Origin of the sequence: Cobetia sp. D5 (assembly GCF_035666195.1) — a bacterium.
In the GTDB taxonomy this organism is placed as follows: domain Bacteria; phylum Pseudomonadota; class Gammaproteobacteria; order Pseudomonadales; family Halomonadaceae; genus Cobetia; species Cobetia amphilecti.
Map to the genome: position 1 here is coordinate 2190488 of NZ_CP142020.1, position 19816 is coordinate 2210303.

Annotated in this window: 15 protein-coding genes; 13 read left to right on the top strand and 2 right to left on the bottom strand. The window is 62.1% G+C overall.

The genetic code is table 11. From position 1 onward, the window contains the following. The first annotated feature begins 4 nt into the window (after positions 1 to 4). Both U0O11_RS09135 and U0O11_RS09140 read left to right on the top strand, forming a co-directional pair. A complete protein-coding gene (locus U0O11_RS09135) occupies positions 5 to 1609 on the top strand; it encodes a flavin monoamine oxidase family protein (protein ID WP_324689514.1) in 1605 nt (534 codons plus the stop codon). 76 nt (positions 1610 to 1685) lie between these two features. Beyond that, positions 1686 to 2426 (top strand): c-type cytochrome, encoded by a 741-nt coding sequence (locus tag U0O11_RS09140; protein WP_324689516.1) that lies wholly within the window; start codon positions 1686 to 1688, stop codon positions 2424 to 2426. A gap of 88 nt (positions 2427 to 2514) precedes the next feature. Here the strand turns inward: U0O11_RS09140 and U0O11_RS09145 are convergent, their stop codons facing one another. After that, on the bottom strand, positions 2515 to 4059 hold the full coding sequence (locus U0O11_RS09145; protein WP_324689518.1) for an aminotransferase-like domain-containing protein: 1545 nt from the start codon (positions 4057 to 4059) through the stop codon (positions 2515 to 2517). A 420-nt stretch (positions 4060 to 4479) separates the two neighbouring features. Here U0O11_RS09145 and U0O11_RS09150 point away from each other — a divergent pair, with 420 nt between their 5' ends. The 10 genes from U0O11_RS09150 to U0O11_RS09195 all read left to right on the top strand — a co-directional run bounded on the left by U0O11_RS09150 (position 4480) and on the right by U0O11_RS09195 (position 16852). Then, a complete protein-coding gene (locus tag U0O11_RS09150; protein WP_324689519.1) occupies positions 4480 to 5904 on the top strand; it encodes an APC family permease in 1425 nt (474 codons plus the stop codon). A gap of 155 nt (positions 5905 to 6059) precedes the next feature. Next, complete coding sequence (locus U0O11_RS09155; protein ID WP_324689521.1) at positions 6060 to 7553, top strand: NAD-dependent succinate-semialdehyde dehydrogenase; 1494 nt, start codon at positions 6060 to 6062, stop codon at positions 7551 to 7553. Between the two features lie 137 nt (positions 7554 to 7690). Beyond that, positions 7691 to 8977 (top strand): 4-aminobutyrate--2-oxoglutarate transaminase, encoded by a 1287-nt coding sequence (gene gabT, locus U0O11_RS09160; RefSeq protein WP_442872624.1) that lies wholly within the window; start codon positions 7691 to 7693, stop codon positions 8975 to 8977. 307 nt (positions 8978 to 9284) lie between these two features. Continuing rightward, positions 9285 to 10703, top strand: a complete 1419-nt coding sequence (locus tag U0O11_RS09165; protein ID WP_324689523.1) for an amino acid permease — start codon at positions 9285 to 9287, stop codon at positions 10701 to 10703. Beyond that, entirely contained in the window at positions 10693 to 11685 is a 993-nt protein-coding gene (gene mmuM / locus U0O11_RS09170) for a homocysteine S-methyltransferase (protein WP_324689524.1), read from the top strand. Before U0O11_RS09165 ends, mmuM begins: the two co-directional genes overlap by 11 nt. A gap of 237 nt (positions 11686 to 11922) precedes the next feature. Then, the gene (locus U0O11_RS09175; RefSeq protein WP_324689526.1) at positions 11923 to 12576 is read left to right on the top strand and encodes a DsbA family oxidoreductase; all 654 of its coding nucleotides are present in this window, start codon (positions 11923 to 11925) and stop codon (positions 12574 to 12576) included. A gap of 140 nt (positions 12577 to 12716) precedes the next feature. Then, entirely contained in the window at positions 12717 to 13652 is a 936-nt protein-coding gene (rihA, locus tag U0O11_RS09180; RefSeq protein WP_324689527.1) for a pyrimidine-specific ribonucleoside hydrolase RihA, read from the top strand. 16 nt (positions 13653 to 13668) lie between these two features. Then, positions 13669 to 15348, top strand: coding sequence for a GMC family oxidoreductase (locus U0O11_RS09185; RefSeq protein WP_324689529.1), 1680 nt, complete (start codon positions 13669 to 13671; stop codon positions 15346 to 15348). Positions 15349 to 15501: 153 nt separating this feature from the next. Continuing rightward, positions 15502 to 15729: a glutaredoxin family protein gene (locus tag U0O11_RS09190; protein ID WP_324689531.1), complete on the top strand. Its 228-nt coding sequence runs from the start codon at positions 15502 to 15504 to the stop codon at positions 15727 to 15729. 133 nt (positions 15730 to 15862) lie between these two features. After that, the gene (locus tag U0O11_RS09195; RefSeq protein WP_324689533.1) at positions 15863 to 16852 is read left to right on the top strand and encodes an IS481 family transposase; all 990 of its coding nucleotides are present in this window, start codon (positions 15863 to 15865) and stop codon (positions 16850 to 16852) included. Positions 16853 to 17242: 390 nt separating this feature from the next. Here U0O11_RS09195 and U0O11_RS09200 read toward each other — a convergent pair whose 3' ends face one another. Further along, the gene (locus tag U0O11_RS09200) at positions 17243 to 17908 is read right to left on the bottom strand and encodes a GntR family transcriptional regulator (RefSeq protein WP_324689535.1); all 666 of its coding nucleotides are present in this window, start codon (positions 17906 to 17908) and stop codon (positions 17243 to 17245) included. Positions 17909 to 18337: 429 nt separating this feature from the next. On the opposite strand from U0O11_RS09200, the gene U0O11_RS09205 reads away from it, so the two are divergent. Continuing rightward, a complete protein-coding gene (locus U0O11_RS09205; protein WP_442872653.1) occupies positions 18338 to 19801 on the top strand; it encodes a malonyl-CoA decarboxylase in 1464 nt (487 codons plus the stop codon). Positions 19802 to 19816: the final 15 nt, after the last annotated feature.

The window sequence follows — 19816 nt, forward strand, 5'->3', positions numbered from 1 at the left end:
TCTCATGCCTACGCCTCCTTTCATGACACGTCGCGACCTGCTGACCATGATCGGCAGAACCGCTGGTGCGAGCGCACTGTATTCCGCCATGTCCTCCATGGGCCTTGCCAAGGCCTCGACCTTCACCGGTGAATTGAATCTCTCACAGGCCCCCAAGGGTGACAGCGTTCTGGTGCTGGGGGCCGGCCTCGGGGGCATGACGGCGGCCTACGAATTGCGCAAGGCGGGTTACGACGTCAGCGTACTGGAATACAGCGAGCGGACCGGCGGGCGCTGCTTCACGCTCCACGCCGGGGATACGGTCACTGATCTTTCCGGCGAGACACAGCACTGCGACTTCTCACCTGGCAACTACATCAATGTCGGCCCGTGGCGGGTGCCTTATCACCACTACGGTGTGCTGCATTACTGCAAGAAATTCGGGGTCAAGCTAGAACCCTTCATCCAGCTCAACTACAACGCCTATGTGCACGCGCAGAACGCTTTTGAGGGCAAGCCACAGCGGGTACGGGAAGTGCTGACCGATATACACGGCTACACCTCGGAGCTGCTGGCCAAGGCCACCGACCAACGTGCACTGGACGAAGTGCTGACGGAGGAAGACTGCGAGTCTCTGCTCGACCAGCTGGATGACTGGGGCCGCCTGACCGGCGATCACCAGTATCAGCAAAGCCTCAAGGCCAGCCGCTTCCGGGGCTACGAGCATTGGCCTGCCGGCGGCCTGATGCCAAGGCCGTCGCCCAGCAAGCCACTGGACTTCAAGGAGCTGCTGCACTCCGGCCTGTGGGGGCTGCTGCTGGATTACTTCAACAACGAGTACCAGCACACCATCTTCGAGCCGGTGGGCGGCATGGATCAGATCGCCAAGGGTTTCGCGCGCGAGGTCGGGGACCTGATTGAATATCGCGCCCAGGTGGTGCGCATCGAACAGTCCGAGACTCAGGTCACCGTGCACTACATCGACCCGAGCCGGCCGGACGACATCAAGACGCGCAGCGCCGACTGGTGCGTGTGCAACATTCCGCTGTCGATCCTCAGCCAGATTCCGGTGGATGCCTCGCCGGCCTTGCGTCAGGCCATCGCCGCAGTGCCCTATGGCAGCTCCACCAAGACAGGTCTCGAGTTCAAGCGTCGCTTCTGGGAACAGGACGAGAGCATCTTCGGGGGTATTACCTTCACCGACCTGCCAATCACCACCATCTCCTATCCGGCCTACGACTACTTCAGTGATGGCCCGGCGGTCCTGCTGGCTGCCTACACCTTCGATGATCCCAACAGCTACACGATGTCCACGCTGACCGCCAGGGAACGCATCAAGGCAGCGCTGGCCTACGGCAAACAGATCCACCCCCAGTATGAAGAGGAATTCTTGAGCGGGGTCTCGTGGTCCTGGCATCGCAGCCCCTGGTCACTGGGCTGCTACGGCCTGTGGACCGATGAACTGCGTGCGGCACACTACGAGACACTGTGCGAGATCGATCATCGACTGGTGCTGGCCGGCGAGCACTGCTCCTACATCCCTGCCTGGCAGGAAGGCGCCATTCTGTCGGGCATGGATGCCAGCCAACGTCTGCACGAGAAAGCCACCGAGCACAAGGCAAGCGCCTGAGGGGGCCAAGTTGATCTTCCACGACACCGGTTCATCGGCGAAGGGCGCAACCAGGCAAGCAACGAAATTCGCCACCATGGGATGGCGTAGCAGCGTGATGGCCTGTGCTCTGGGCGCGGTGAGTCTGACCACCACGGCCCTGACGGTATCGGCCGCCGCAGCGACGAACGACAGCATGCAACATCACCGTCTCACGCCGCCGTGGGTAGTGAGTCAGGCAGACTCCCGCCAGGACACCACGGCACCCCCGGACCAGAAGCCTGAACAAGGGGCGAAAAAGACACCCGAAAGCGGTGCTGGCGGGCCTTCCCGAGAAGGCGCCAGCAACTCGACTGACAAGACCGCCGAGGACAGCTCCAGGCCAGGCGCCAGCAAGGGCACCCTGAAAGCCACCGGCGAGGCAACGGGGAAGACAGGCACTATCAGTGCGCCCGTCACGTCCGGCAGCCAGGAGGTGGACCCGCGCTGGGAGGAGTGGTTTGCCGACACCAAGGGCTATTCCGCCAGCAGCGGCAAGGCAGTCTATGAGACCCTGTGTCAGGCCTGCCACATGGCAGATGGTCAAGGCGCTCAAAGTGCCGGCACCTTCCCGTCCTTCGTCGGCAATGAACGCCTGCGCACGCCCTATTATGCCGTTGATGTGGTGCTCAATGGCCTGCGCGGCATGCCTGGCTTCGGCGACACCTTGAGTGACAAGCAGATCGCCGATGTGGTGAATCACCTGCGCAGCCATTTCGGCAACCAGCTCGAGGCGACAATGAGCGCCGAAGATGTCGCGCGCATGCGTCCCGATCTCGGCAAGGCCGAACCTCGCTGAAGCCGGGCGTACCTATCCTGTGGTCAGCAATCACGCCCGTCCGCAGGCCACAGGATCACGACAGCGAGTGTCGTCATACCCGTCAGGACTAGCGGAGCGGGGAGCCGCCCAGCGGAGTGCCGCCCAGCGGAGTGCCGCCCAGCGGGGTGCCACCCAAACGGCTGTCGCGCATGCTCAGGATGCTCTCCAGCGTGCGCCGTAGGCGCGCCACCTCGTTGACAAGGCTATCTCCCGCCAACATACCCACTCCGAGCACCAGGCCACGACGCGAATCATTGGCACTACACACCGGACTTAACGGCCGCACGATCAGGTGCTCCTTGACCATCAGTTGCGCGACGCGCTTGTCGTCGACCTCGGGGGCAAACTGCACGCACAGGCTGATACCGCGTGATGGCGGCGAGACACTGATCACGCCCTTCACCTGACACAGCTGGTCATGCACTACCTGCTGCCGGCCCAGATAATCGCGCTGGATGCGCTGATACCAGGCGTCCAGATCGCCATCGGCGATGAACTGCGCCAGCACCGCCTGATCGAGCATTCGCCCCTCGCGGAACACCTCACTGCGCAGACGGTTCATCGGCCCGGCCAGCGCGCGCGGTACCACCAGATAGCCCAGCCGCAGGCCAGGAAACATCAGCTTGGAGAACGAGCCCACCAGCAGGCGATTGCCGGAATCGGGATCAAACAGCAACTCGCCATGATCATCACCGCTGAACTCGTAATCATCCTCGAGGATATAGGCGGGCTGACAGGCCTCGCAGAGCGCCAGCTTGTCACGCCGCGAGGTGGGCACACTCAGCGGATAGTGATGCGAGCCGGTGAAATAGGCGATCTGCACCGGCCCCTCGCCAAGCGAGGCGAGGTCGTGTCCTGACTCATTTGTCGTATGACTCGTCGTATCGTTCACCGGCCGCCAGGGAATCTGCCGGGTCTCGAGTCCGGCAGCCAGGAAGACATTGCGTGCCCCCCAGTAGCAGGGAGACTCCATCACCACCTGCTGGCCGGCGTCCGCCAGCGCCAGCGCACACAGCTCGATGCCGTGGTGGGTGCCCTCGGTGATGATGATCTGCTGAGTATCGCAATCGATGTTACGCCAGCGGCGCAGAAAGTCCCGAATCTCCCGCTTGAGCGGGCCATAGCCACCACTGGAATACGACAGCAGCAGCGCGTTGTGGGGCACCGTCACACTGGCATATAGCTGACGCCACTTGCGCATCGGAAAGCGCGCGATGTCCGGGATGCCCGGCACGAAGGCGCCACTTTGTATCAAGCTGGCACCCTGCCCCCCCAGCACTCGGCGAGCACGGCGAGAAAGTGGCAGTGGCGCAGGCGCCTCGGGCGAGGCACTGCCGGGTCTCGCGGCATGCGGGCGGCGCGTCCAGGTGCCCTGGCCCTGCCCGGTGTGCAGATAGCCCTCCTCGATCAGCGACTTGATCGCCAAGGCCAGCGTATTGCGCGCCACGCCCAGCGCATCGCATAGCTTGCGATGCGGAGGCAGCCGTACCCCCACCGGCCACTGCTCACGAATCATCTCGAGCAACGCCTGCTCCAGCCTCACCTGCTTGCCCAGCGTCTCGGACTGGCGGCGGTAACATTCGATCAGCGGCTCCAGCGCGGCCAGTTCCATCCCGGTCTCCCGTTGTCGTTGTCGATATGGTGTCACGCAGCTCCTCGAGGCTGTCCCACTCCCGTCAGCCACGCGCTTCAGGGCCGGCGCGCAACGCCCATTCAGCTCTGATTATCCGCAGCCCCAGCTGATTGGTCCAGTCAAACGCGCAATTGGTCTATTCGCCTGGACAGTGGGCGCTGATAGCGTGTTCCTCAGGCGCTGCCTACTGACTGATGCTCACAGCCTACGATGGCTGGATCGCTCCTGCGATGTCGACAGGAGCGAATTTTTCACAAGCCTCAGCCAGCAACAGGACTGACTTTGCACCTGCTTACCCGCCAGCACCTTTGGCAGAGGGCAGCAGACGCGCACGAAAGACATCTTCAGGTCCGGCACCGCCATATAACAAATTCCAAGATCGACTCGGACGCATCCCCCATGACCCGAACAACTCCCCCTGCAGAACAACTTGTCAGAGTCCTCGCCCGCGGCGACGTTCTGGCCCTTGCCTTCGGTGCCATGGTCGGCTGGGGCTGGATCGTCCTGACCGGCGGCATGATTCAGGATGCCGGAAGCATCGGTGCCATCATCGCCTTCATCATCGGCGGCATTGCCGTCGTGCTGATCGGCCTGACCTATGCCGAACTGGCCGCCGCCATGCCCAAGGTGGGTGGCGAACACGTCTACAGCTACCGTGCCATGGGGCATTTCTCGTCCTTCCTGTGCACCTGGACCATCATTCTCGGCTACCTGAGCGTGGTGTCCTTCGAAGCGGTGGCATTGCCCACGGTCATCGAGAACCTCGCGCCCGGCTATGCCGTCGGCCACATGTGGACCATCGCCGGCTGGGACGTCAAGGCCACCTGGGTCGCCGTCGGGGTCGGTGGTTCACTGGCCATGATGGCCATCAACTACGTCGGCATCACCACCGCGGCGCTGCTGCAGAAGGTTGTGACCGGGGTGATCCTGATCGCCGGTGTCCTCTTCGTGACCGGCGCCCTGTTCGAGGGGGATGCCGCCAACATGACGCCGCTGTTCACCCAGTCTGAGGGTGGCGTGACGGCCGGCATCATCGCGGTACTGGTGCTGGTGCCCTTCCTGTTCGTGGGCTTCGATGTCATCCCCCAGGCCGCCGAGGAGATCAATCTGCCCTACAACGCTATCGGCAAGGTGCTGATGATGTCCGTGGTACTGGCAGTGGTGTGGTATGCCCTGATCATCCTGGCCACCAGCCTGGCACTGGATCACGATGCTCTCGTCGCCAGCTCCCTGAGCGTGCCAGACGCCATGCAGGCACTGTTCAACACGCCATGGGCCAGCAAGCTGATGATCCTGGCAGGTATCGCCGGCATCATCACCAGCTGGAACGCCTTCTACATCGGTGGCTCGCGCGCCATCTACGCCCTGGCGCATGCCGGCATGCTGCCGGCCGCCCTCGGCAAACTGCACCCGAAACACAAGACGCCCACCAATGCCGTACTGCTGATCGGTCTGCTGTCCTGCATCGCGCCCTTCTTCGGTCGCCCGGCACTGGTGTGGATCGTCGATGCCGGCGGACTGGGTATCGTCATCGCCTACCTGTTCGTCGCGATCTCGTTCCTGATCCTGCGCATCCGCGAGCCTGACATGCCGCGTCCGTTCCGTGTCCGCCACGGCAAGCTGTGCGGTGTGCTGGCCATCCTGCTGTCCTTCGGCATGGCCTGCCTGTATCTGCCGGGTAGCCCTTCCGCGCTGACCGGTACCGAATGGCTGATCTTCGGCGCCTGGATGGCTCTGGGCCTGGTGATGTACGCCATCGCCCTCAAGCAATTCGGCCGTGAATACAGCGACCGTGTCATGGCCCCGGCTTTCACGGCGCAGTAAACACGCAATACCTATACCGCTGGGCAGTCTGTTCCGCCTGCCCAGCCATATCGACTCAGTGATATTCGAGCCGACTCGAGAGCAGCTGACGCCTCTTGCGACAAGCTGCTCACTCCATGAATGACCTGCACGCCAGAACGCCAGAGGAGCTTCACATGTCCCGTTCCGCCCTCCCGATCAGCGACTTCCTGAAGCGCTACGTCAACTCGGAAACCAGCAGCGACGTCTTCGTCCCAGCGCTCATCGGTACCGAGCACCGCGAGACCGGCACCACCTTCAACGTGACCAATCCGGCCACCGGCGAGCAGCTGGCCCGTGTCGCCGAGGTCAGCGCCGATGACACTCGTGACGCCGTCGCCGCGGCCGAGGCCGCCGGCAACGCCTGGAAGAAGGTGCCGGTGAAGGAGCGATCCGCACTGCTGCGTCGCTGGTTCGATCTGGTGCTGGCGCATCGTGAAGATCTCGCCCAGCTGATGACGCTGGAACAAGGCAAGCCGATGGCGGAGTCGCGTGGCGAGGTGACCTATGGCGCCTCCTTCATCGAATTCTTCGCCGAAGAAGCCAAGCGCATGGCTGGAGAGACCCTGCCGTCCCACGGTGCCGACAAGCGTCTGATGGTACTGCGCGAGCCGATCGGCGTAGTGGCCGCGATCACACCGTGGAACTTCCCGCTGGCGATGATCACCCGCAAGTGCGCCCCGGCGATCGCCGCAGGTTGTGCCGTGGTCATCAAACCGGCTGAAGCCACGCCGCTGACCGCATTGGCACTGGCGGACCTGGCGCTGGAAGCCGGCCTACCGAAGGGGCTGATCAGTGTCGTCACCGCCATGAAGCCGATCGCCATCGGCGAAGTGCTGACCACCGATCCGCGCATCCGCAAGGTGTCCTTCACCGGCTCCACGCCGGTGGGCAAGACGTTGATGGCGCAGTGTGCCTCCACCGTCAAGAAGACCGCGATGGAGCTGGGCGGCAATGCGCCCTTCATCGTCTTCGATGATGCCGATCTGGACGCGGCCGTCGATGGCGCCATCGCCTCCAAGTTCCGCAATGCCGGCCAGACCTGTGTGTGCACCAACCGCTTCCTCGTCCAGGACGGTGTCTACGACGCCTTCGTCGAGAAGCTCGCGGCACGCGTTGAAAGCATGCAGGTCGGTGATGGCCTGGTCGAAGGCAACACCATCGGCCCGCTGATCAATGATGCGGCGGTCAGCAAGGTGCAGAGCCACGTCGATGATGCCGTCAACAAGGGCGCGCGCCTGGTCACCGGCGGCAAGAAGCACGCTCTCGGTCACAGCTTCTTCGAGCCGACCGTACTGGCCGATGTCACCACGGAAATGGTCGTCGCGGCTGAAGAAACCTTCGGCCCGCTGGCGCCGGTGTTCCGCTTTGGCAAGGACGAGGAAGCCATCGCGATGGCCAACGACACCCCGTTCGGGCTGGCCGCGTATTTCTACGCCAACGATTACCGCCGCATCTGGCACACGCTGGAAGCGCTGGAATACGGCATGGTCGGCGTCAATGAAGGCCTGATCTCGACAGAACTCGCGCCCTTCGGTGGCATCAAGGAATCCGGTCTGGGTCGTGAAGGGTCTCACCACGGTCTGGAAGAGTTCACCGAGCTGAAGTACGTCTGCATCGGCGGCCTCTGATCCTGCGAGGGCGCCTCGCGACGACGCATCGCGCCGATGCCTCGAGAGGACGTCCCACAATGTTATCCCACCACGTTTACTGCACATCGGTGGCATGGCCCGCGCCATGCCACCGGCAACAAGAAAAGGAACCTGACATGAGCCACTCTCAGCTGAGCAACGAACAACTCGACGTCCTCAAGCACAAGTACGTCGCCAAGGGTGCCGTCACTGCCACACCGCAGTTCGCCGACACTGCGCTGAACGCCGAGATCTGGGATGCGGACGGCAACCGCTGGATCGACTTCGCCGGTGGTATCGGCGTGCTCAACCTGGGTCACCGTCACCCCAAGGTCGTCGCCGCCGTCAAGGCACAGCTCGACAAGGTCATGCACACCGCCGCGGGCGTCATCTCCTACGCGCCGTATGTGCAACTGAGCCAGAAGCTGGCCGAGCTGACGCCGGTGCGTGGCCCGGAACGCAAGGCCCTGCTGGTCAACTCCGGCGCGGAAGCGGTCGAGAACGCCATCAAGATCGCACGTGCCGCCACCGGACGCAGCGGCGTCATCACCTTCGACGGCGCCTTCCACGGCCGCACCATGATGACCCTGGCGATGACCGGCAAGGTGCTGCCGTACAAGAACGACTTCGGTCCGATGCCGGGTGATATCTTCCGTGCGCCCTACCCGAACCCGATTCACGGCATCAGCGAAGAGCAGTCCCTGAACGCCATCCGCACCCTGTTCAAGACTGACATCGCACCGCACCGCACCGCCGCCATCGTCATCGAGCCGGTGCAGGGCGAAGGCGGCTTCTACATCGCCTCGCCGAGCTTCCTGACCGCCCTGCGTGAGCTGTGTGACGAGCACGGCATCCTGCTGATCGCCGATGAAGTGCAGTCCGGCTTCGCACGTACCGGCAAGCTGTTCGCGATGGAGCACAGCGGCGTCGAAGCCGACATCATGACCATGGCCAAGAGTCTGGCCAACGGCATGCCGCTGTCGGCCGTCGTCGGTACCGCCGAGGTGATGGATTCCTCCGGCCCGGGCTCGCTGGGCGGCACCTACAGCGGCAACCCGCTATCCTGCGCTGCGGCCCTGGCCGTCATCGACGTCATCCGCGAGGAGAACATCCTGGAGCGCAGTACCCAGATGGGCGAGCAACTGGCCGCGCGTTTCGCCCAGTGGGAAGAACGCTTCGCGCATGTCGCGCACTCACGCAATCAGGGTTCCATGGCGGCCTTCGAGCTGGTGGATGCCGATGGCAAGCCGGACCCCGCCGCGACGGCGGCGGTGTGTGCCAAGGCCAAGGAGCTGGGGCTGATCCTGCTGTCCTGTGGCTTCTACTCCAACTCCATCCGCGTGCTGGTGCCGTTGACGGTCGAGCCGGAAGTGCTGGAAGAAGGTCTCGACATCGTCGAGAAGGCGCTGGAAAGCCTCGCCTGATCCACGGCCTGTCCTGAGACAGACAAGCCAAGCAACGGCCACCTTCGGGTGGCCGTTGTCGTTTCCAGCGCAGCTCGCTGTGTTGGATGAACCCCCTGAGCCAGGACATGCATCGCAGCTGATTGCCCATCTAACCATATAGCCAATCAACCCAAGCAGTCTTTTGTGGTAACTAATTGATTAAATTATGATATTCGCTGAATTTCTGCGTATTACCGACCGATTAACGCCATGCCACACGCCATCATGAATGACGGCTGCCAGGGAGAGACCTTTCTCATCGGCAGCCCCTCGAGTGACCCCGACCATGACTGACAGCAACGCCCACGACTTCAAACGCAGCATGCAGCAGCGCCACCTGGTGATGTTGTCCCTCGGCGGTGTCATCGGCACCGGCCTGTTTCTCAGCTCCGGCTATACCATTCAACAGGCGGGCCCGGCGGGGGCGGTACTCGCCTACCTGATCGGCGGACTGGTGGTCTATCTGGTGATGATGTGTCTCGGCGAACTGGCCGTGCATCACCCAGAACCCGGCGCCTTCAGCGCCCACGCCACCCGCTATCTTGGCCCTGCCACCGGCTATACCGTGGCCTGGCTCTACTGGCTGACCTGGGCGGTGGCGCTGGGGTCGGAGTTCACCGCCTCCGCCGTATTCATGGGGCGCTGGTTCCCCGGCGTCGAGCCATGGGTCTGGTGCGCCATCTTCTCGCTGATCGTGTTCGGCATGAACATCGTCTCGGCGCGCTTCTTCGCCGAATCCGAATTCTGGCTGTCGCTGATCAAGGTCGCCGCGGTGATCGTGTTCATCGCGGTGGGGGCCGCCGCCATGTTCGGCTTCACGCCCCTGGCGGGTAACGTCGAGGCGCCGGGCATCACGCGTATCCTGCAGGAGGGGGTATTCGATCACGGCGTGATGCCGATTCTGATGACGCTGCTGGCTGTCAGCTTCGCCTTCTCCGGCACCGAGCTGATCGGCATTGCCGCAGGCGAAAGCAAGAACCCCGAGAAGAACGTGCCGCTGGCGATTCGCGCGACCCTGTGGCGGCTGATCATCTTCTTCATCGGTACCATCATCGTCATCGCCGCCCTGTTGCCGCAGGACAGCGCCGGCCTCAAGGAAAGCCCCTTCGTGGCGGTCTTCCAGCTCACCGGTATTCCCTATGCAGCGGATATCATGAACTTCGTGATCATCACCGCGCTGCTGTCAGCGGCCAATTCCGGCCTCTACGCCGCCTCGCGCATGCTGTGGACCCTGGCGGACCAGAAGACGCTGCCGCGTGTGTTCAGTCGCGTCAATCAGCGCGGCATTCCGGTGCCCGCCCTGTTGATCACCATGCTCGGTGGCCTGCTGTCACTGCTCTCCAGCGTGTATGCCGAGGACACTCTCTATCTGGCGCTGGTGTCGATTTCCGGGCTGGCCGTGGTGCTGGTGTGGATGGCGATCGCCGCCAGTCAGTTCAGCTTCCGCCGCCAGTGGCTGAAGGCCGGCCATAGTGCCAGCGAGCTGACCTACCGCGCGCCGCTGTATCCCGTCGTGCCGATTGCCGCCTTCCTGTTCTGCGCGCTGGCCTGCATCGGTATCGCCTTCGATCCCAACCAGCGCATCGCGCTCTACTTCGGCGTGCCCTTCGTGGCGTTGTGCTATCTGGTGCACTATCTGACCCATCGCACGTCTGCCGACGCCGCGAATTCCCTGACTACGCAGGAGGCCCTCGATGCCCGCTGATGCCACCCGCAATCCGCTGAGCGCCATCACCGCGCGCCAGCCCTTCCTGATCGTCGATGGCGCCCTGGCCACCGAACTTGAGCGAGCCGGGTTCAATCTCAACGACTCGCTGTGGTCGGCCAGGGTGCTGGCCGATGATCCGCAGGCGATCGTCGATGTCCACCGCGCCTACTTCGAGGCCGGTGCCGATGTCGCCACCACCGCCAGCTACCAGGCAACGCTCGAGGGCCTGATGGCGCGCAGCCTGAGCGAGACCCAGGCCAGCGCGCTGATCCAGCGCTCCGTGACCCTGGCCGCCCAGGCCCGCAGCGAATACCTGGCCGCCCACCCGGAGCGTCTGGACTGCCCGCCGCTGGTCGCGGCCTCCGTCGGCCCCTATGGCGCATATCTCGCCGATGGCAGCGAATACCGAGGCGGCTACGCGCTGGACCGCACCGGCCTGCGCGACTTCCACCGTGCCCGTCTCGCCACGCTGCTCGATGCCAAACCGGACATTCTCGCCGTGGAGACGCTGCCGTGTGCCGAGGAAGCACTGGCCGTGTGTGATCTGCTGCGCGATGACTTCCCCACGGCGCGTGCCTGGATCGCCTTCAGCGCGCGCAATGCCACCGAATTGAGCGACGGCACGCCGATCCGAGACGCCGTGCGCGCCATCGCCGACTACGAGCAGGTGGTCGCCATCGGCGTCAACTGCACCGCGCTTGAGCACATCGAATCGCTGGTGCGTGAGATTCGTGGCGAGACCGACAAGGACATCGTCATCTACCCGAACTCCGGCGAGGTCTATGACCCGGTTACCAAGACCTGGTCTGCCGCCTGTGCCGTCTCAGATGCCGAGGGTCACGGCTATGAACACGATCATGACCTCGCCGGCTGGACACCACGCTGGCTGGCCTCCGGCGCCACGGCCATCGGTGGCTGCTGCCGCACCGGCCCGGACGACATCCGCGCGCTGGCGGATCTGCGCAGGGGGCTGAGTTGATTGAGGCGCAGAGTCCAACGCAGTGAACAGGATGCTCTGTAGATTAAGCGCTGAACACGAACGCCCTGTCCGGTCATGTCGCATGATCGGTCAGGGCGTTTTCGGTAGCGTCCCGCGCCCCAAATCGCTAGGATGGCAGGACACTGATGAGCGATTGCTCAAAATCATTTCGACGTGCTCTCACAGCGCCTTCACGCTGTATTGAAGAGCGCATGAGAGATCAGCAGGAGAATCCCCATGTCACAGCTCGATATCCAGGTCGCCTACGATGTGGTCTGCCCCTGGTGCTGGATCGGCAAGCGTCATCTTGATGACGCCATCGCGCAACTCGACTTCAAGGATGAGGTGCGCGTCAGCTACCTGCCCTTCCAGCTTAATCCGTGGGTGCCACGTGAAGGCATGGCGCGCGCCGACTATCGCGCGCAGAAGTTCGGCAGTGTCGAGCGTGGCGCGGAGCTGGATGCGCAGGTGGCCCAGTCAGGCGCGCAGAGCGGCGTCACCTTCCGCCACGCCCTGATGGAGCGCACGCCCAACTCCACCGACGCCCAGCGCATCGTCTGGCGCCAGCAGTCCGCGGGCCTGGCGGAGCGCCCGTTGCTGGAAGCGCTGTTCAGCGCCTACTTCCACGATGGCAAGGACGTGGGCGACCGCCAGGTGCTGGCAGAGATCGCAAGCCAGCACGATGAGAATCTGAGCGTCGAACAGGCGCTGGCCTTCCTCGAATCCGACGCGGGCGAGCAGGAAGTCGCCGCCCAGCAGGAAGCGCTGCGCAACGCCGGTATTCAGTCGGTACCCAGCACCATCGTCGGCCAGTATTACGTACCCGGCGCCCAGCCGGTGGAAGTGCTGGTGCAGATGCTCAATGAGGCACGCGCCCAGCAGGCGGATTGACTCGCGCCACATTGCCTCGAATGCCCTGACAGACGACACGCCCTTAGCAAGGATGGCGTGTCGTTTTGCGTTCAGGCATAAAGGAAAGGCTCATAGAGGCAAATCACGACAACAAGACAACTCACGACAAGGATTGCTGCATGCCGCGCCCCATCATTCTCGATTGTGATCCCGGCCACGACGATGCCATCTCGCTGATTCTGGCCCTGAGTTCAGACGCGCTCGACGTATTGGCCGTCACCACCAGCGCCGGCAATCAGACCCCCGACAAGACGCTCAACAACGCGCTGCGGGTACTCACCCTGCTGGGGCGGCATGACATTCCGGTCGCCGGTGGTGCGCCCAAGCCGCTGGCGCGTGAGCTGATCATCGCCGACAACGTGCATGGCGAAAGTGGCCTGGATGGCCCCAAGCTGCCAGAGCCCGGCTTTGCCCCCGTCACGCAGAGCGCCATCGAGCTGATGGCCGAGAAGGTCCGCACCTGTGAGCAGAAGGTCACGCTGGTGCCCTCTGGTCCGCTGACCAACATCGCGCTGTTTCTCGCTGCCTACCCTGAGCTGCACTCGCGTATCGACAGCATCGTGCTGATGGGCGGCGCGGCAGGGGTCGGCAACTGGACCCCCGCCGCCGAGTTCAACATCTTCGTCGACCCCGAAGCCGCCGACATGGTGTTCAAGTCCGGACTGCCCATCGTGATGTGCGGCCTGGATGTCACTCATCAGGCGCAGATCATGGACGAGGATATCGAGCGTATCCGCGTCATCGACAACCCCGTCGCCCAGTGTGTCGCCGAGTTGCTCGACTTCTTCATGATCTACCACCGCGACCCCAAGTGGGGCTTCACCGGTGCGCCATTGCATGACCCCTGCACCATCGCCTGGCTGTTGAAGCCTGGGCTGTTCACCGCTGTCGAGTGCTGGGTCGGGGTCGAGACACAGGGCGAGCATACCCAGGGCATGACGGTGGTCGATCGTTACCAGCTAACCGGCAAGCCACACAACGCCAGGGTGCTGTTCGAGATCGACCGCCAGGGCTTCGTTGACCTGATCGCGCAACAGCTCAAGCGCTATCAATGACTACCAATGACTATCGATGACGACCGCTGATCGCCACGCCAGCGCCACTGCGCCACAAGAGCACGACCATGGCCTCGACTACGACTACCTGATCGTGGGCTCGGGCTTTGGCGGCTCGGTGTGCGCGCATCGTCTGACCGAGAAAGGCTATCGCGTGGCGGTCATGGAACAGGGCAAGCGCTGGACGCCGGACAACATGCCCCGCTCCAACTGGCGTCTGAGCCGCTGGCTGTGGCGGCCGATGCTGGGGCTGCGCGGCTTCTTCACCATGAGCTTATTCCGCCATGTCATCGTGCTGCACGGCAACGCGGTGGGTGGCGGCTCCATCACCTATGCGCAGACACTGCTGGTGCCGCCTGCCAGGATCTGGGACAACGGCCAATGGGCGGGACTCAATGACTGGCATGCGGTGATGCCGGAGCACTACGCCACGGCGCAGCAGATGCTCGGCGTGACGACCAATCGGATCATCGCGCCGGCGGATGACGCCCTGAAACGCATGGCGGAAGTCGCCGGCTGCGAAGACACCTGGTACCCCACCGAGGTCGGCATCTTCTTCGGCCCCGAGGGCGAAAGTGCCACGCCCGCCGCCGGTAGCACCCATCCAGACCCGTACTTCGCTGGCGAAGGGCCTGAACGGAAAAGCTGCATCGGCTGTGGCGGCTGCATGATGGGCTGCCGCCATGGCGCCAAGAACACTCTCGACAGGAACTATCTGTATCTGGCCGAGAAGCACGGCGCCCAGGTGCATGCCGAAACCAAGGTGATCGATGTCGTACCGCTCAATGCCAAGACGGATGGTGCCGATGGCTATGTGGTAACGACGGTGCCCTCCACCTTCGCCGGGCTTTATCTTGGCCTGGGCAAGAGCCGTGTCACCTGTCAGTCCATCGTCTTCGCAGGCTCGTCGCTTGGCACCCAGGAGTTGCTGTTCCGTCTCAAGGACAAGGGCTCATTGCCGAACCTCTCGGACGCACTGGGCAAGCGGGTGCGCACCAATGCGGAGTCCTTGATCAGCTGTCGCATGCCGGGAAGTCGCGATGACATGTCCAAGGGCATCGCCATCGGCTCCGGCATTCACATCGATGAGCACACCCATATCGAAGCCACGCGCTATCCGGCGGGCTCCGATTTCATGGGGCTGCTGTTCACCGCGATGGCCAGAGGCAAGCCCGGCTGGACACGCCCCTTCTCGTGGCTCAAGGCCATGGCGAAGGTGGTGGCGGCCAATCCGCGCCGCGCGCTGAAATTCCAGCTGCCGTGGGGCTTCGCGAAGGAAACGATCATCTTCCTGTGCATGCAGACGGCGGAGGGCCACCTCGACATGACGCTCAAACGCCTGTGGTACTGGCCATTTCGCAAGGCGCTGGTCACCGAAGGCAAGCGCATTCCCACCTTCATCCCCGAGGCGAATGACTTCGTCACGCGTGGCGCAGAGGCCATTGGCGCCATCCCCGGCAGCAGCATCCCCGAGATACTCTTCAACATCCCGACCACGGCGCACTGCATGGGCGGCGCGGCCATGGCGGCCTCCCCCGAGGAAGGCGTCTGCGATGGTCAGAATCGCGTCTTCCATTACCGCAACATGCTGATCTGTGACAGCTCGATGCTCGCCGCCAATCTGGGCGTCAATCCCAGCCTGACCATCACGGCCCTGGCGGAACATACGATGAGCCATATCCCGCGCAAGGGCTGATCTTCACAACGCCCGGTGTGGAAAGTGCTGGTGCAAGAGGTGCAGATGCGGGAAGTGCTGGTGTAGAGAGAGAACAACGGCTGGTATCATTGCCCGCCAGCATCTCAGGCTATGCGTATAACGCGCGGGATCGATCAACACGGGAGCACAGCAATGAAACGGGTGTCACTCTTCACCATGGCCAACTGCCCACACTGCAAGACAGCCAAGCAGTATCTGGAGCAGCAGAAGATCGGCTTCCGCCTGGTGGACGTCCGATCCCCCGCGGGCCAGACGGAATTCGCCAAGACAGGCTTTCGCAGCGTGCCTGTCCTGAAGATTGGCGATCAATTTCTCAAGGGGTTCAGCGTCAAAGGCTTCAATCAGTTGTATAAAGACTAAACTAAATAGCACTCATATTTTACTCCTAAACAACCAATTAGATGTAGGGTGCCGGATGATCGGATTTCACAACGAAGCTATCCTTTGTTAGCCTCTCGTGAGCTCATCAAGCAATTGATTCAGGAAAAGCTTCATGGACATCAAGCTGCATAAGCAAGCGACGACGACACCGAAAATCCGTGCCGACATCCAAGCAGCTCCCTCCAGCATGACGAACAAAGATCTCGCTCGTCAGTTCGGGGTCAGCGTCTCAACTATACAGCGCTGGCGCTATCGTGATGATGTCCTGGATCGTTCCCACACACGTCATAACCTACTCGCGACTCTGACCTCAGAACAGGAAGAGATCGTCATCGCCGCACGTGAACTGCTTCGCCTGGGGCTCGATGATCTACTTGTCGTTGCTCGGGAATTCCTGAACCCCAATCTGTCGCGTTCCGCACTTCAGCGCATGCTCAAACGACGTGATGTGCCGACTCTCGCCAAGTTGGCGCGTCAAGATGCGAAGGAGGACGAGAAGCCCAAGCATCGGCCTTTCAAGGATTATGAGCCCGGGTATGTGCACATTGATATCAAGCACCTGCCCCAAATGCCTGACGAAGATCAGAAGCGTTATCTCTACGTCGCGATTGATCGTGCCACTCGGTGGGTGTATCTGGAGGTCAGATCAAGTCAATCTGCAAAGGATGCCCAGGCGTTCATGAAGCGTGTGGAAGAGGAGGCTCCCTTCACGATTCGAACCGTGCTCACGGACAACGGTAAATCCTTTACCGATCGCTTTACCGTGGGTGGCGAACGTAAGCCCAGTGGAAATCATCTTTTCGATCAGGAATGTCAGCACCATGGCATTGAGCATCGATTGATCAGGCCAGGCAGACCCCAAACGAACGGGATGGTGGAGCGCTTCAATGGGCGTATCAGCGATGTTCTGGCGACTCGGCGTTATGACTCAAGTGAGGATTTAGAACAGACACTCGAGCGTTATTGCTGGCTCTATAACCACCACATTCCTCAGAAGGCACTACACCACAAAGCGCCTATAGCAGCAATGAAGGAGTGGCAGGTCGAACGACCGGAGCTGTTTACGCAAGCTGTAGTCAATCAGACGGAACCCGACATATAGGGGTATATTACACCGAGAACAGCAAATAATTCGCAAAGCCTGATAAATATTGACGATCGACACTGAGAAGGTTGTCATCTATTTCACTTCGGGGTACCTACCAAGCTGGCTGGAGACAAGCATGACATCTGTCCTGATGATAATAGTTGCTCCGACAGTGGCAATTGAGTGAATAGTGACGATATTCGCATCACCTCTGCATCGCTCCTACAAAGCTGGCAAGGCGACAGGCGCCAGCCAAGAATAAAAACGGTCTGTACTCTCTTCTCTACATAAGGGCCCCTCTTCGAGACGCTCCGTCTTTGATACTCAATCTCGCCGAAGTTTATCTTCAGTAAAAATCAGCCTCACAATCAGAGGCATGACGCGAAATCGGTCGATGGCGAAAGCTTATGCAGAATCATGCAACCGCTCAATATTCGCCACCAGATCGGTAAACCTCTCCCCCTGGATATGCACGTGATCCTTCAGCGCTTGTTCTGCAGCAGCGGCGTCGCCGGCTTCGATGGCGGCGACGATGGCTTCGTGTTCAGCGTAGGAGCTGTGCATGCGGTGGCGGACGTGAAGTTGCAGGCGGCGGTAAGGCTTGAGGATGGCGTGCAGGCGCGTGGCTTCTTCGGTGAGGAAAGCGTTGTGGCTGGCGCGGTAGAGACAGTGATGAAAGAGCCCGTTCTCGTAGTAGTAGCCATTGGCGTCGTCGGCTTCCAGGCGTTCACGGCAAGCGGCGTGGGCGTCCTTGAGTCCAGAAAGCTCCTGCGGGGTGATGCGTCGCGCGGCGAGTCGGCCACACATGGCTTCCAGTTCCGCCATGACTTCAAAGCGTTCCACCAGCTCCGACACCCCTAGCTGCGTCACGAAGGTGCCGCGCTTGGGCACTACCTTCACCATGCCGGAGGCGGCGAGCTGCTGCAGCGCCTCGCGAATCGGGGTGCGGGAACACTGATACTCGCGGCCCAGCGCTTCGGGATCGAGCTTGGTGCCCGGCGGGAAGCGCCCTTCGACGATGGCGTCTTCCAGCAGGTCTCGCAGGCGTTGCGCATGAGACATCTTGATCATCATCGGCGTCCTTGTGCTGTGGCCTGGCGGCTGTTCTCGTTGAAGCGGTCTTGATGGGGCATCGCTTGTCAGTCGCTGTGGCCTTGTCAGTCACCATGAACGTGTCAGCAGCGATGATTCTGAAAGCGGCCTTCTTATTGTTGCGCCTTTGCTTTTACAGCAGAAATTGATTCACCGCTGTCACGCCCACCACCACGCGCTTCAGGCTTTGCTCCCCAGCCCTCATTGAACAGGGGATGCAGCCACACAGGAAACTGACTTTAGTCGTGTCTGGCATGCCAGGGCTTGACGCTAACACATCAGGCGCCTATTTGTTGTATACAACAAGACGAAGCCAAATATTCAAGTCTCAGACGCCATACTGAGCAATGAATAGGAATCAGCCACCACAGCTTCGCGTCTCGCGCCTTGAGGAAGACCGCCATGAACATAAATCTGAGTTTTCTGCAGGACCTGCTGACCCACGTCGGCCAGCGTGCCCGTCAGCAGGTCGGCCTCTCGCCCGGCGCCGGCAATGAAGACACCGCCCTCGCCCGCCTCACCGAGAGCTGTCACAACCTCACCGAGAGCAGCGGTGAAGCCTCGCGCATCATGATGGCCCAGCGGGCGCTGGAGGATTATCAGCAGCTGGACCACGAACAGCGCCTCGCCTTCTTCCGCGTGCTGGCCGAGCACTACGCCGCCGATGAAGACCGCATTCACGCCGCCTATGCGGCCTATCGCGACTCCCCCGACAACGCCAATCTCAGTGCACTGTTCGCCGCCAGCGAACCCAGGCGCCAATCGCTGCTGCGCCGTCTGAACCTGTGCCCCGGCGGCACCTATGAAATCGTGCGCATGCGTGCCGACCTGCTCAAGCTCATCAAGCAGCATCCGGAATTGAAACCGCTGGATGCCGACTTCGCGCACCTGTTCGCCTCCTGGTTCAATCGCGGCTTCCTGATGCTGGAGGCCATCGACTGGAACACGCCCGCCGCGGTACTGGAGAAGATCATCCGCTACGAGGCGGTGCACGCCATCCAGGACTGGAGCGACCTGCGCGGCCGTCTCGACCCCGAGGACCGCCGCTGCTACGCCTTCTTCCACCCGGCCATCGGCGACGAGCCGCTGATCTTCGTCGAGGTGGCGCTGTGCAAGGGCGTGCCCAACAACATCCAGCATCTGCTCGCCAACAGCGGCCAGACCACAGAACGCGAGGCGGACACCGCCGTCTTCTACAGCATCAGCAATTGCCAGAAGGGCCTGAAAGGCATCTCGTTCGGCAACTTCCTGATCAAGCAGGTGGTGCAGGAGCTGCAACGCGAACTGCCCAACCTCAGCCGCTTCGTCACTCTCTCGCCGGTGCCCGGCTTCAGTCAGTGGCTGGCCAGTGCACGTGATGACGAAGGCCTGGAAGTCTCCGACCTGCTGGCCCATCACCTTGAACACGATGACTGGATGAATGACGAGGAAGCCCAGCAGAAGATGGCGCCGGAACTGCGCGCCCTCGCCGCCCATTATCTGGTCAACGTCAAGCACCGCAGCGGCCAGCCGATGGACCCGGTCGCCCGCTTCCATCTCGGCAACGGCGCCAGCCTGCACCGCCTCAACTGGCCCGGCGATACCTCGCCCAATGGCCGCCAGCAGGCCCACGGCCTGATGGTGAATTACCTCTACGAGCCGCACCGCATCGAGCAGAACCACGAGGCCTTCAGCCGCAACGACAGCGTGGTTTGTAGCAGTGAGGTCAAGAAGGAATCGAAAGCCAACAAGGAGCTGGCCAAGGCGCCGAAGCGCGAAGCCAGGAAGGAAAGCGATTCCTTGCCACCCAAAACAGACGAGCAGCCGCCCGCGCCGAAGTCGGCTGCTGATGCCAATGACAGCAAGCCAGCGCCTGAGTCTTTGGAAGAATGAGCCGCTCAAAGAATA